General features: G+C 50.2%; 16 protein-coding genes and 2 pseudogenes. 4 read left to right on the top strand and 14 right to left on the bottom strand.

What is annotated here, in order from left to right; translation table 11 throughout:
* Window positions 1–28 precede the first annotated feature (28 nt).
* From BM427_RS22330 to BM427_RS22355, 6 genes are read right to left on the bottom strand one after another with little or no spacing between them, the layout of a single operon-like run.
* The gene (locus BM427_RS22330) at window positions 29–637 is read right to left on the bottom strand and encodes a tail fiber assembly protein (RefSeq protein ID WP_167518544.1); all 609 of its coding nucleotides are present in this window, start codon (window positions 635–637) and stop codon (window positions 29–31) included.
* A complete protein-coding gene (locus BM427_RS25825; RefSeq protein ID WP_217647358.1) occupies window positions 637–2,505 on the bottom strand; it encodes a tail fiber protein in 1,869 nt (622 codons plus the stop codon). Before BM427_RS25825 ends, BM427_RS22330 begins: the two co-directional genes overlap by 1 nt.
* A gap of 10 nt (window positions 2,506–2,515) precedes the next feature.
* A complete protein-coding gene (locus BM427_RS22340; protein WP_090126080.1) occupies window positions 2,516–3,046 on the bottom strand; it encodes a phage tail protein I in 531 nt (176 codons plus the stop codon).
* Window positions 3,039–3,947, bottom strand: a complete 909-nt coding sequence (locus BM427_RS22345; RefSeq protein ID WP_090126083.1) for a baseplate assembly protein — start codon at window positions 3,945–3,947, stop codon at window positions 3,039–3,041. Before BM427_RS22345 ends, BM427_RS22340 begins: the two co-directional genes overlap by 8 nt.
* A gap of 4 nt (window positions 3,948–3,951) precedes the next feature.
* Window positions 3,952–4,296: a GPW/gp25 family protein gene (locus tag BM427_RS22350; protein ID WP_090126086.1), complete on the bottom strand. Its 345-nt coding sequence runs from the start codon at window positions 4,294–4,296 to the stop codon at window positions 3,952–3,954.
* Window positions 4,293–4,928 carry a phage baseplate assembly protein V gene (locus tag BM427_RS22355; protein ID WP_090126273.1) on the bottom strand — a complete coding sequence of 212 codons (636 nt, stop codon included), beginning with the start codon at window positions 4,926–4,928 and terminating at the stop codon, window positions 4,293–4,295. The genes BM427_RS22350 and BM427_RS22355 overlap by 4 nt, the downstream gene beginning before the upstream one ends.
* Before the next feature lie 118 nt (window positions 4,929–5,046).
* Here BM427_RS22355 and BM427_RS22360 point away from each other — a divergent pair, with 118 nt between their 5' ends.
* Window positions 5,047–5,589, top strand: a complete 543-nt coding sequence (locus BM427_RS22360; RefSeq protein ID WP_090126088.1) for a hypothetical protein — start codon at window positions 5,047–5,049, stop codon at window positions 5,587–5,589.
* Window positions 5,586–5,987, top strand: a complete 402-nt coding sequence (locus BM427_RS22365) for a putative T6SS immunity periplasmic lipoprotein (protein WP_090126091.1) — start codon at window positions 5,586–5,588, stop codon at window positions 5,985–5,987. The genes BM427_RS22360 and BM427_RS22365 overlap by 4 nt, the downstream gene beginning before the upstream one ends.
* On the opposite strand, the gene BM427_RS22370 is transcribed toward BM427_RS22365, so the two are convergent.
* The 5 genes and pseudogenes from BM427_RS22370 to BM427_RS22390 all read right to left on the bottom strand — a co-directional run.
* Complete coding sequence (locus tag BM427_RS22370; RefSeq protein WP_090126094.1) at window positions 5,988–6,431, bottom strand: phage virion morphogenesis protein; 444 nt, start codon at window positions 6,429–6,431, stop codon at window positions 5,988–5,990.
* Entirely contained in the window at window positions 6,424–6,891 is a 468-nt protein-coding gene (locus BM427_RS22375) for a phage tail protein (RefSeq protein WP_090126097.1), read from the bottom strand. Before BM427_RS22375 ends, BM427_RS22370 begins: the two co-directional genes overlap by 8 nt.
* The gene (gene lysC / locus BM427_RS25830; RefSeq protein ID WP_090126100.1) at window positions 6,854–7,099 is read right to left on the bottom strand and encodes an Rz1-like lysis system protein LysC; all 246 of its coding nucleotides are present in this window, start codon (window positions 7,097–7,099) and stop codon (window positions 6,854–6,856) included. The genes BM427_RS22375 and lysC overlap by 38 nt, the downstream gene beginning before the upstream one ends.
* Entirely contained in the window at window positions 6,999–7,412 is a 414-nt protein-coding gene (lysB, locus tag BM427_RS26160) for an Rz-like lysis system protein LysB (RefSeq protein WP_090126103.1), read from the bottom strand. The genes lysC and lysB overlap by 101 nt, the downstream gene beginning before the upstream one ends.
* Window positions 7,409–7,567, bottom strand: a pseudogene (locus tag BM427_RS22390) (lysozyme); the annotation flags it as partial. The gene lysB and the pseudogene BM427_RS22390, both read right to left, overlap by 4 nt.
* A 4-nt stretch (window positions 7,568–7,571) precedes the next feature.
* On the opposite strand from BM427_RS22390, the pseudogene BM427_RS22395 reads away from it, so the two are divergent.
* Window positions 7,572–8,072, top strand: a pseudogene (locus tag BM427_RS22395) (phage terminase large subunit family protein); the annotation flags it as partial.
* Window positions 8,072–9,109 (top strand): phage portal protein, encoded by a 1,038-nt coding sequence (locus BM427_RS22400; RefSeq protein WP_090126106.1) that lies wholly within the window; start codon window positions 8,072–8,074, stop codon window positions 9,107–9,109. The pseudogene BM427_RS22395 and the gene BM427_RS22400, both read left to right, overlap by 1 nt.
* Window positions 9,110–9,426: 317 nt before the next feature.
* Here the strand turns inward: BM427_RS22400 and BM427_RS22405 are convergent, their stop codons facing one another.
* The 3 genes from BM427_RS22405 to BM427_RS22415 all read right to left on the bottom strand — a co-directional run bounded on the left by BM427_RS22405 (window position 9,427) and on the right by BM427_RS22415 (window position 12,372).
* Window positions 9,427–10,110 carry a hypothetical protein gene (locus BM427_RS22405; protein WP_244316533.1) on the bottom strand — a complete coding sequence of 228 codons (684 nt, stop codon included), beginning with the start codon at window positions 10,108–10,110 and terminating at the stop codon, window positions 9,427–9,429.
* A 349-nt stretch (window positions 10,111–10,459) separates the two neighbouring features.
* A complete protein-coding gene (locus BM427_RS22410; protein WP_090126111.1) occupies window positions 10,460–10,714 on the bottom strand; it encodes a hypothetical protein in 255 nt (84 codons plus the stop codon).
* Between the two features lie 146 nt (window positions 10,715–10,860).
* On the bottom strand, window positions 10,861–12,372 hold the full coding sequence (locus BM427_RS22415; RefSeq protein WP_090126114.1) for an SIR2 family protein: 1,512 nt from the start codon (window positions 12,370–12,372) through the stop codon (window positions 10,861–10,863).
* Window positions 12,373–12,595: the final 223 nt, after the last annotated feature.

The raw sequence follows: 12,595 nt of genomic DNA on the forward strand, positions 1-12,595 counted from the left end.
AAAAAAAGCGGGCGTCTGCCCGCTGTGATTATGCCGGTAACTCCGGCCAGTCGATTTCCGGGGCATCCTCCGGCCGGATCCGGTTCAGTACCACCCGGTATGTCTTCCACTCCGTTAACAACGTTTTTTCGCTGTCGGTGGCAATACCCAGTTCAACAGCATCCTGAAGTGTCGCAATCATGTTATTTGCCTGAGTTAACCGCTCCTGCTTTTTGCGTTGGGCTTCTGCCTCATCATCCACTGGTGCGGCAGTAATTTTCCCACCGTCAAAAATAAATGCCCCGCCGATTGCTTTTTCTCCCGCAGCGGTAAATTCATGCGGCACATTCTCCGGTGCGATTTCCACCACAATCTGATTAACCGGAAATATTGTGCTCGCATCATAAGAAAAGTGGACGATTTCTTTTGAATCCGGATTAAATGATATTTTAAGCGTTTCAGTTGACAGCGTCTTAAGCCATAGATACCAGTCGCTATCATTCTCATCTTTCAGAAAAACGATATTCATTCCCGGAGATTTTGCGATGTAATATAATTCCAGCTCATCGGGGGAAAGTGTTGCAACCTCCTCTGGTGTGTATTTTCCCCATTTTTCTAATGGTTCATATTTTTTAAATGTGCCTGATTGCATTGTCATTAAGCCACCCATGCCGTGAACCAGTTCCCACCAATGTTATATTGAATATAACGATATTGTACTGCTGTATAGTTTGACTTTTGCAGCACCGCAGTAACAACAGCGCCGGCTGGAGCATAGGCAAAATTATTATCATTATTCCCGTTATTTACTTCGCCTGGTGACGCTAATCTGATGCCTCCTTGCAGGAAATTAGTGCCCACCCACGAAGCCCCGGCAAAATTACCGCCGACCCATGCTGTTGTTGCATAAGGGCTTAAATCCTGCAAATATCGTTCGTCGAAATTGCTGTAGTTGCCGGGTACTATATGCCCGGCCATTTGCAAATGACCGGTTCGGACATTGATATAGCCCGCCATCCCCTCATTTCCGTTGAGCGTGGAATAAAAACCAATCCCATACCAGGATTTAATCATCATGTTGGCACTGTTAAAGCTGGCATCATCATTGCCAAAGGTAATGCCGGTCTGCTTATCCGATATCCAGAATCCGCGGTGAAGATTCAGCTCGCCGTTTATGGTTCCTCCGGAGGCATCAATACTGGAAACCCATGCGCTCCAGACGTTGTTCCAGTATGTACGGATATAGCTGCGCGAATTATTATAAATACGGTAAATCTGCGTAATACCGGCGTGTTTATATACCTCAAGTGAACCAGCACTAGCTTCCGGGTAGTTAGCACCAGCCGCTGCATAATCATTTGTATTCTGGTAATACAGCCCCGGTGTCATAAACGAGTTGAGGTCAGCCGCATTGCCGATAGCCACCGCCTGGCCGTTAAAAATATCCTGCGCCGTCACGTTGATATCAGCGGATAATTCCCGGCCATTAACCCTGCGGGTGAGCGGAACCCGGCCATTGGCATTGTCATTAGCCGCCTTAACCGCTCTGGGTGTGGCCGCGAGCACCTCAGACGCGTTATCGGTCGCGCTGCTGAGCTGGACAAGCCCCTTTTGCCCCGTGGTCGCGTCCTGTGCCGTGTATTTTCCGTTAGCAAGGTCATACGCTGCCTTAACCGCTTTCGGCGTGGCGGCGAGCGCCTCAGACACGTTATCGGTCGCGCTGCTCAACTGGACAAGCCCCTTTTGCCCCGTGGTCGCGTCCTGTGCCGTGTATTTTCCGTTAGCAAGGTCATACGCCGCCTTAACCGCTTTCGGCGTCGCGGCGAGCGCCTCAGATACGTTATCGGTGGCGCTGCTCAACTGGACAAGCCCCTTCTGCGCCGTGGTCGCGTCCTGTGCCGTGTATTTGCCACTGGCAAGGTCATACGCTGCCTTAACCGCTCTGGGCGTGGCGGCAAGGTTCTCCGCTGCGCTGTCCGTGGCGCTGCTGAGCTGGGTAAAACCTTTGTCCGTCAGTGTGGCATCGGGATGGCGACGCGATTGCTCATGCTCCGCAAGTTTGTCATCCACATAATCCTGCGTGGCCATCACGACGGAACCGTCAATAGCCAGCTCAACAGAGGCAACATCGGACAGCATAATCACCATGCGCAGAGTCTGGGCCCGCCCGGAACCTTCTTCGAGCTCTGGCTTATAGCTTTCTGCCATATTGCCGACGGCGACCAGTGTGCCGGTGTCGTCATAAAGTCCCATTTCACGCAGCCAGAAACCGCCCGTTTCCGGCGGGATGACCAGTTCGGCCACCACATAATTTTTATGCCTGTTGTCCTGGCTGATTTTATTCAGCGTCTGGCGCCAGACCTCATTGATAAGTTTTGTCTGCCCGGCGTCCGGCTGCGGCAGCGTACCGCCGCCATCACCGACGGCCATCGCAGTAATATTCACCTTTTTCCCGCCCGGCGTGAGGGCTGCCGCAAATTTTGCCACCCCTGCCGTGGTGACGACGGTTTTGTATTTCGTTGCCATTTTCTTTTACTCACTCCGGGTAAACCGTGGTCACGTCGCCGCTGTAATTCACGCCACCGGCAAAGAGAGCTCCGGCAACGTCCTGAATAATATTGAGGCCGATAAGATGGCGGCTGGCGGGCTTTGCATCCGCAATGAGCCGCTCCATCTCGGTATACATTTCTTCGGTGATACCGGTTTCCAGTACGCCGATATCAAGCCGGAATGTGCCTGGCGGATCGCCGGTCTCCCACCACTCGGTGACATTAATGAGATAGCCGAGCGGCTCGACCACGCGCCGCACTGCGCCGATGGTGCCTTTATGACAGTGGATAAAATAGGCGCTGCGGATAACGTCCCGTTTCGTCTCTTCCGGCCAGTTCTCGTCCCACCGGTCAACGGAAAACGCCCAGGCCAGCCACGGCAACAGGCTGACCGGACACAGGTCAGGATTCCACAGGCGGCGCAGCGGTATCGGGGTGTTTTCGATTTCAGAACAGGCGCGCGCGGCGGCCACCTCCAGCGCCGAGGAGCCCACCGGCAACAGCCGCGATTCACTCATCGGAGCCCCCGACAACTATCCGGTAATCAGTGCAAAAAGAGGCTTGTGTTTTATCGAGTACGATGTCAGCCGCCGGGGCGGCCAGCTCAACACGCTGCACACCTTCAACATGGAGTGCGGCATAAATGGCAGATTTACGGATATCGCGACCGAGGCGATGCTGTGCGCTGATATACGCCTTGAGTTTGTTTTCCGCCGCACGGCGAACCGGCTCACTTTCCGGGCCCGGGTAGAGATAAAGCGTGGCGTCAATCCGGTAATCAACAATCGCCGCTGACTGCACGGTCACGCGGTCGGCAACCGGCCTCACATCCTCATCGTTAAGGGCATTTCGCACGGCCATCAGCAGGTCATCCGACGCTGCGCCGTTATCCTCGCGCGACAACACAGAGACGGTTACACAGGCGGGTGCCGGGCTGATAACGGAAATATCCGCGACACGTCCGTCGGCGCTGCGCCCATGAAATTCATAAGCCCCGGTTGAGCCCGCCACGCTCAGCCCTTCCATTGCCTGCTGAATGCGTAGCCGGTAATCACTGTCCGCCTCCATCACCGCCGCGACGGGCGGGAATGCGGCGTCACCAGCCGGGGTGATAACCAGCCTCGCGACGTCATAATTCGCGCCGATAACGTCGAGGTCATTGCCGGTGGCATAGGCAAGCATCGTCGCGCGGGCGGCTTCGTTCACGCGCTGACGCCACAGCACCTCACGATACGCGTTCTCTTCCAGAAACTTGGTCAGCGGCTCGGATTCCAGTGCCAGCGTGCGGGCAACGGCGTCCTGCTCTTCAGCAGGGAACAGCGAAACCAGCGTCGCCTTGCGTTCGGTGAGAATGCTCTCGTAATCGAGTTCCTCGACCACATCCGGGGCGGGGAGCTCGCTCAGGTCAACAATCGGCATGGGTTCAACTCACAGGAAGGGTTAATGAAAGGGTTTCCCCGGTGCTGACGAGCTGGCCGGTCAGATTGACGGTCATCCGGCCTTCGCTTTGCTCCGTAGTGATTTCACTCAGCGTGATGCGCGGCTCCCACTTCAGGAGCGCCATATAACAGGCCACGCGGATTTGCAGCGTGAGCGCCGGTGTCTGCGGCTGGTCAATCAGCGTGGAGAGCAGCGAGCCATATTCCCGGCGCATGACGCGGGAGCCGACCGGCGTGCGCAGAATGTCGCTCATGCTCTGGCTGACGTGCTGTGAATCAGTAAGCGCGCGGCCATTTACGCGGCTCATGCCGGTATAGTTCACTGTCACAGGGGGGCTCCTGTTGTGCCGCCGCTGTCGCCGGGGTGCTGATGGGTGTGAAGCACTTTGCCGTTGGACGACAATGCGCCGCCGCTGTGCGAGATATTCCCGCTCATCGTGCCGCCTTTCTGCACCTCCAGCGTGCCGGTAATGAGCCTGTTCGTGCAGACCACTTCCGGGGTGTCGAGCGTGATGCGCGAAGAGGCTTTGACCAGCACCACCGGCACGGTGGCGGTGAGGGATTCCGATGCGGTAACGTCGGCGGTTCTGATGCCGCTGACCGTCAGCGCACTGGTCGCCGGTTCGTACTCAATAACCGCGCCATCCGGGAAAGCAATATGCAGGGCGTCAGCCGAAGCGGACGGGGCGCGGTTCTCATCGGAGAAAATGCCGGGCAGCACAAACGCGGTATCGAGCTCGCCGCCTACGGCCAGAATGAGCACCTGTTCGCCAATGGAGGGAGCCCACCATGTGCGCGAACGCCCGGCGCGCTGCGTCAGCCACTGGAGCCAGTCGGTAACATTGCCGCCGGTCTGCACGCGACAGCGCCCGGCATCAAGGTCAGTGTCGACAATAACGCCGGTGCGTATCATATTGCGCAGCGTGCGCGCAAGTTCATTTAAATTTGTGAGTTTGTTCATGGATGAAAGGATGCGGTCATACAGTTCAAACAGCAAAACATGCTGTTTTATTGACAGATGAAACAACTGCGGGTAGAAAACAAACTCTGTGGATTAAACAATAAAAAAAGAGGAAAGGATGTCGACGCTAAAAAACAACTACAGGCCGATGACAGCAGGTGAAATAAGAATGGCGCGGACTCTTTTTCAGAACGCCATTAATTATAGCGCCGTAAAAATTTATAACGGTGATTATTTGCCGTTTGGTTTGCAAAATAGCCGCGTCGCTATGACACCAGACGGCAATATGTACTATCCTGAAGCACTCTTCAGAGAAGATTTTTCCTTTGGTGACATCACGGACAAGGCGCTGTTCATGCATGAAATGGGGCATGTATGGCAGCACCAGATGGGCGTCAATGTCCGGACTCGTGGTTTAGTTAGCTGGGCTTCAAGCTATGAATACTCTTTGCCAAACGAAAAGGATTTAGCAGATTACAGCCTCGAACAACAGGCTTCTATTATTGCTGATTATTATGTGCTGACTAACTTTGGTGTGAATGTTTTTATTCAGCAATCCACTTTTAAAGGCATCATCGGACCTGATTTACGAGATAAATACAAGAATATTCTTAAATACTTCCTTGCATCACCCACTAATAAAAGGTGCCTGTGGAAATGAAAAAATTAATGCTAATTGCGTGGTCGCTTTTACTGAGTGGTTGCATGGTAGATAACTCACCCTACCGGGCCGCTGATATTTCATTATCTGCAAATGGACAACCTTGCGTTACAGTATCGAAGGATTCACTGACCAGTGACGGAAAATCAAAATTGCTGGTTCTCAGAGTATCCGAGCGAGCCCCGGACAATAATATGAAACAGGTCTGGGAACGTGATGATATGAGTAACCCAACGCTGACTGTGATACCTGATAGATGTCTGCCCGTGGATTACCACTTTGAGAAAGGTAAAGAGTACAGCGTCACAGCAATCACTGCCTTTTCAGCAAGTGAAGTGGGGACTAAACGTATATGGTCTGCAGGTTTCAACCTGGAGAATTTAGCCCCAAAACGATGATCATAGATGTTTAAAGATGACGTCCTCTATCATCACAATATCCTCTTTGTTTAAGCCCAGCAGAAGCCGTCGCGGATACACAATATCAGGACGGTTTCGGGCCGGTTTATCCTTTAATCCATACTGATGAACCCGCGCGATGCGCTGTACTTTGTCGGTAAACTCCACCACTGCCGCGCTGTCATTACCGCTGGCTTTCATATAGCGATTCGTGCGCAGCTTCGCGAACATCTCGCGCTTGATACGGCCTTTCTTTGCGCGCAGCGGCTGGGGTTTTCGTTTTGCGTATGGTGAGCCGTCCGGGTTTTTCTGGGCTTTGATGCGCTGCTGTTGCTGCTGGCGCAGCTTCTTCGCAATGTCGACGGTAAGACGCCGACGCCCGGCAGGGGACAGCGCAGCCAGCAGCCCGGCAAGCTCATTCTCAAACGGTTTAAATTCAGTCATCCCACTTACTCACCAGTTCGCCATTGATGTACAGCTCCACCGGACGCGTGACCGGCTCCGGCGGGGGCGGTTCCGGGATGCGCCGGACGTGAAGCGCTGAGCCGACCTCGTTAACCAGCGTTCGCTCGGTCAGGGCAAGGCTCATGCTGATATCAAAACTGCTGTCATTGTTGAGATCGGCCTCAAAGGTGAAGCCTTTCGCCTGACCTGTGGCGGTTTCCATAATGTCGGGCTGATGCTCACGCAGCCACGCCAGCACCGGCACAAGCAATAAATCCGCATCGCCGGTAAAGTCCGTCACCACCACATTGAGCGTGTAACGCTTCTCGAATGACAGCGAGGTGGCGAGCGTGGCGACAAGGTTGCCGCTGTCGACAAACAGCCGCAGCATCTCAGGGTTGGTTTTCAGCACCGGCACGGCATCAGCCAGGGCTTTTCTCAGACTGTCGGGCTTCAGCATCTAAATCATCCTGACATTGTTTGATGGTTTCGACCTGGAGCGCACAGCTTTCCAGCGCCCGCTCAAGGTTGCGGATATCGGCACTTAAATCGCCGTTCGTGTGTGGATCACTGCCCGGCATCGGGCAAAGGCTGACTTTCGGGCAGCCGCTGTAAACAATCACCGGCGCTGGCGCAGGCGGCGCGCTTGTGCAACCGGCGCACAGCATCAGGTAAATCAGCGCTGTACCAGCGGCGAAAGGCGTCATTTTCATTGAGTAACCTCGTTATGGTCTGTTCCCGCCGGGCTTCCCGATCACCGGCAGTATTCAGCTTCTGGCGTAAATCCACCTGCGCCCGTTCGTTTTTATCCGCCCGGTCACGGGCAACAATGAGCTGGTTTTTCAGCATGCCGATCGTCAGCTTTTGCTCGCCCGCGACGCGGCTCGCTTTATCAAAAGACTCCCGCAGGGCGCTATTCTCATGGCGCAGCCACAGCAGCCCGGCCACCGCAAGCGCCAGCACCACCATTAACGTTTTCATTGCGTCCCCTTCAGGCAGTAATCCCGCTCGCGCTTGCGCCGGTTCTCCAGCCCTTTATTTTTGATTCCGTTGATGTAGACCCAGCGCGGGAGCTGGTCACAGGCCTGTTGCCATTTTTTCTGGTTCAGGAAATACACCAGTGTCGACTGACAGGCCGGCGCCGGGTGCGTGGTTATCGCGCCGCCGCTGGTTGCCGGGGGTAAATTCCGCATTCTGGAGCGGCATCAGTGGAAGGGGATGGATTTTGCCACACAGGCCGAGTCTATCCGCGAGCTCACGCAAAAATACAACGTCGAATACATCGGGATTGATGCGACCGGACTCGGTCAGGGCGTTTTCCAGTTGGTACGCTCCTTCTACCCGGCAGCGCGCGACATTCGCTATACCCCGGAAATGAAAACCGCGATGGTGCTGAAAGCCAAAGACACCATCACGCGCGGTTGCCTCGAATATGACGTCAGCGCAACCGACATCACGCAGTCGTTTATGTCCATCCGCAAAACCATGACCAGCAGCGGGCGCAGCGCCACCTATGAGGCCAGCCGCACCGAAGAGGCCAGCCACGCCGATCTCGCCTGGGCCACCATGCACGTACTGATTAACGAACCGCTGACCGCCGCGAGCGGCCAGCCCTCATCCTCAATTCTGGAGTTTTATTAATGGCTAAACGCAACAAACGCCAGCGCACCCCGACACCGCGCCCGCATACCGCCGCGCCCGCGCAGAGCATGGAGGCGTTTACCTTCGGCGAGCCGGTACCGGTGCTCGATAAACGCGATATACTGGATTACGTGGAGTGCATCGATAACGGCCAGTGGTACGAGCCGCCGGTGAGCTTTTCCGGGCTGGCGAAAAGCATGCGCGCCGCCGTTCACCACAGCTCGCCGATTTACGTCAAACGCAACATCCTGGTATCAACCTACATCCCGCACCCGCAATTATCCCGGCAGGATTTTACCCGCTTCGCGCTGGATTACATGGTGTTTGGCAATGCGTTTATTGAGCAACACCGGAGCGTGACAGGCAGGCCGCTCAGATATGAAACCTCACCGGCCAAATACACCCGTCGCGGGGTGGAGCAGGATACCTACTGGTATATTCAGAACTACACAAAGCCGCACCCGTTTGCGCCCGGCTCGGTGTTTCACCTGCTGGAGCCCGACATTAACCAGGAGCTTTACGGGATGCCGGAATACCTGAGCGCACTTAACTCGGCCTGGCTGAATGAGTCGGCGACGCTGTTTCGCCGCAAGTATTACCAGAACGGCGCGCACGCGGGTTACATCATGTACGTGACGGACGCGGCGCAGAGCAGCACCGATGTTGAGGCGCTGCGCAAGGCGATGCGTGATTCGAAAGGGCTCGGCAATTTTAAGAACCTGTTTTTCTATGCGCCGAACGGAAAAGCCGACGGCATTAAAATTGTGCCGCTGAGCGAGGTCGCCACCAAAGACGATTTTTTCAATATCAAAAAAGTCAGTGCCAACGACCTGCTGGACGCGCACCGCATCCCGTTCCAGCTCATGGGCGGAAAACCGGAAAATGCGGGCTCGATAGGCGACGTTGAGAAGGTGGCAAAAGTGTTTGTGCGTAACGAGCTGACGCCGTTACAGGCCCGCTTTCTTGAGCTCAACGAATGGGCGGGAGAGGAAATTATCCGGTTCCAGAAATACAGCCTCGACACCGACGACGCGTAACCCACGCCAGCCGCCTGCGGGCGGCTTTTTCACGCCCCCTCGCCAGAGCCCACCAGAGCCCCCACACGACGCACTGCCGTCTCGCTTCCCCGTAACACGCTCTCGCGCCCTGCGTGTGGCAGGGGCGCTCTCAGGCGCGGGAAAATAAATAAATTACCGGCCTCAGCGCGCAGTGCTTTCCCCGCCTCGCCTGCCCGCTTTATGGGTCGGTTTTAATGCAGTTGCATCAGCAGTGACGCTCAACGCCAGCGCTGGCGCTGACTGGGAAATTCTGACATACAAATCAAATGCAAAATGATGCAATAAATACATGCATTCTACTTTTTAAGTTTACCTATTCTTTTTTCTAAACTACGAAGTACTTTTTTGCATTTTTTCTGATTAATATATGTATCATCAATAATTTTAATATGAAACATTACTACTCTATTCAAGCATACAAACATCACGCGAGCATCATCACTTGTTATTAAAAATGATTCTTTATTGACATTTTTAATGCGATTATTTTGTGATAAATCATCAAATGCATCTGACCCATGCTGACGCCTGTACTGCTCTTTAATAAAAATTACTTCTTCATGACCAATAAGCTCAACCCAAACTATTAAATTCTCAGGAAGTAATTCACCACGCTGGATGAAGTAAACACCTTTACCTAGCCAAGTTCCGTAGCGATATAGTTCTTTCGCTGTGAGAGGCAATGTTATGGATGTACCACGCTGACTATGACTGACGCTCTGGAAAGCCTGCTTAAATCTGGAATCCTTCCTTGAAAGTGCCTTGTGAAAGTTGTTAATAGCATCAAAACTACCATCAGTATTATCTCCTACCATACGACAGATAACGCCTAGTATTTCATCTACCCGGCTCTTTTCGCTGTTGCATTTCTTGCATGCATGAAAATCCCCTTCACCATTAGTTCTATGAATAGATACTGATACTTGTGGAATCATATGTTCCACAGTTCTGCTATGAGGATCGTTTACAATTCTGTTCATGAGAACGCCGCAATAAACACAGTATGTACTTGCTCTCATTCCCTGCCCCTGAAATTTACCGTAAATACACCATCTTAGATGCCACATTTTATACGTGGTGTAAGATGTTGTCCGCTGAGTAGATGCTGGATAAGAAGGCACTTCTGGTTGCTCTGGGCCGAAAGTACTGACGACAAGAAGTGCGAAACCGTAGTACTCATGTGTAGACAACGGGTCTGCCGCAACAGACCACTTGTCCCTTGCCCGCAAGTCTCCGCACCGATTTAAAAATCACCAAATCCATGAAAATAATGCGCTCAATACATGCGAAGAGGGAGAACTGCCCATAGGTGCGATCGAGACATGTCGATTAGCTTCTGTCACACGTTAAATGCCGGTAGATTTTTTTCGTTAAAAAAATGGCGAGCACACCCAGCAAAATAGAAGCTAAACCCAGAAAAATCAGTAATGAAAGAAGGTGGCTAAACAGCCCTCCGAAGCTTGTAAAATCACTCAGTCGCGCAAACTGTTCCGGCGTCAGTACACGAATCACGATTTCTGGAATAGTTAGAAAGAAAACAATCACCACCAGAACATAAATGGTCACCTTACCGCTTTTTTTCATTATCTTCCTTGCTCCTTCTGACGATGATGATCAATTATTGAACTGACCTGCCTTCAATATTTTATTATCATCACCCACACATAATTTCATTAAAAAATAAATAGCTCCCAATTTAAAGCAATCCATAGAGTCTCACAAAAAAACATCTAATCTGGATAGCGCTTATAATCATACAAGCTGACTAGTCTTTTATAGTCTGAAGGTAAAATTTCAAGAGCTACTCCCTCTCTCAGATAATCGGCCACATTATCTAAATTTATATTATCTACGTAAACATTGTAGAAAAGAATGCGAACAGTTTTATAAGACTTAAATCCTAAAGACAGTATTTCATCAACTGTATCATAATCAATTCTTTCTGAAGGATCTATTGATTCAAAATAAGTATTTAAGTTCCGTATTTGATTCTCTTTTAGCTGTTCAATACCTTGAATTTCGTTACAAATGGTAGAAAAACCATGAGCGGTAAAGTACTGATTACGCGAAACCTTTATCTTGTTCAACAACATAATCAATGCATCATTTCTTGAATCCATTATATCAAAGTAATTCATAACCATTTCTGAAGCAGATTGGTAATGATATGTAATTTTCTGAATTGAACCTACAGCCATAACTAATTCATCATTAGATAAATTTTCCAAATCACCCACAATTTTTACTTTTACAGAACCACCTTCCTTAATTTTCCTCATGACGCTTTCAACTTTTCTAATATCCATAGATGATACTGGAAGTTTAAGGCCAACCAATTCACCAAAAACACCGCTGAAATTATCAGTCTTTATTTTATTAATTTTTATGTTACCAATGTTTTCAATAACCACGTCATGTTCCAAAACATCTAGAGAGTCACTACCTTCTTCACGCTCTATTAAAAGAAAATTTTTCCTGACTTTATCTGCCAAATCAGAATCCTTTGAAATATATGAGAAAATAGTTTTCAATATATCTCTAATATTTTCATCGCTTATGCTATAACCGATAAAGATAATTGGATTGTGAATGAACAATGAAATTAGTTGCGCTCTAATTAAATGATTACTAACTCGGAATCTCTCATAATCTGATTCAGAAATTACAATCGATTCTGGATGTGATACACAACCATGTATTTTATAAACAGAACCGTAGGGGTTACTTAATAAAATATCGTTACCAATAATAGGCTTAAACCCAATTAGAGTCTCAATGAATCTATCATAATTGGTCGTGATAATGGATCCAATATTCCTGCTAGCCTTAGCAAACAATTCCATTTCTTTTGCATTATTTTCATTATCATTTGTTTCATGAAGATCAACAAGTTTAGATATGAATATTTTTATTCGACTAGCCGAGTAATTTCCAGAAGAAGCATACTCATAATATTTATCATTTATGGATTTGAACTTCCCGTTTCTATCTGACTCTAGCAATCTGTTAAATTCATTTTCTATTTCACTAGCAACCTTTGGAAAATCAACCTCACCTAAAGAATTTGCATTTCTACCAGCCGAATCAAAATAGAAGTCATAGCTGCCTTTCATTTCATAAACAATTTTTTTTAACAGTTCAGGCCATGAGTACGTACCAGTCAAATATCGCCGACTAAACCCTGCTCCAACAAACACAACTGGATGATTTACGTATGATCCCATGAACTCACTAAGTTTCATCTATCGTTCTCCTAAGAAAAATTTTTGTAGTTGATTCAACATACAACATCATTTTTCAAGCGCATACAATTTTACTAACTAGCCTTTTGCATCAGCTAATCACATTCTGATGCTGAAGACGCAACTATTTGCGTTAGAACTTGTGCATTATGTCTGAAAATTTTACCCACATTTGACCCAGTTACGCTGTTCAAATCAATACATCCGGCGTTATCGATAAGTA

The sequence above is a fragment of the Kosakonia arachidis genome, assembly GCF_900116535.1.
Lineage (GTDB): Bacteria > Pseudomonadota > Gammaproteobacteria > Enterobacterales > Enterobacteriaceae > Kosakonia > Kosakonia arachidis.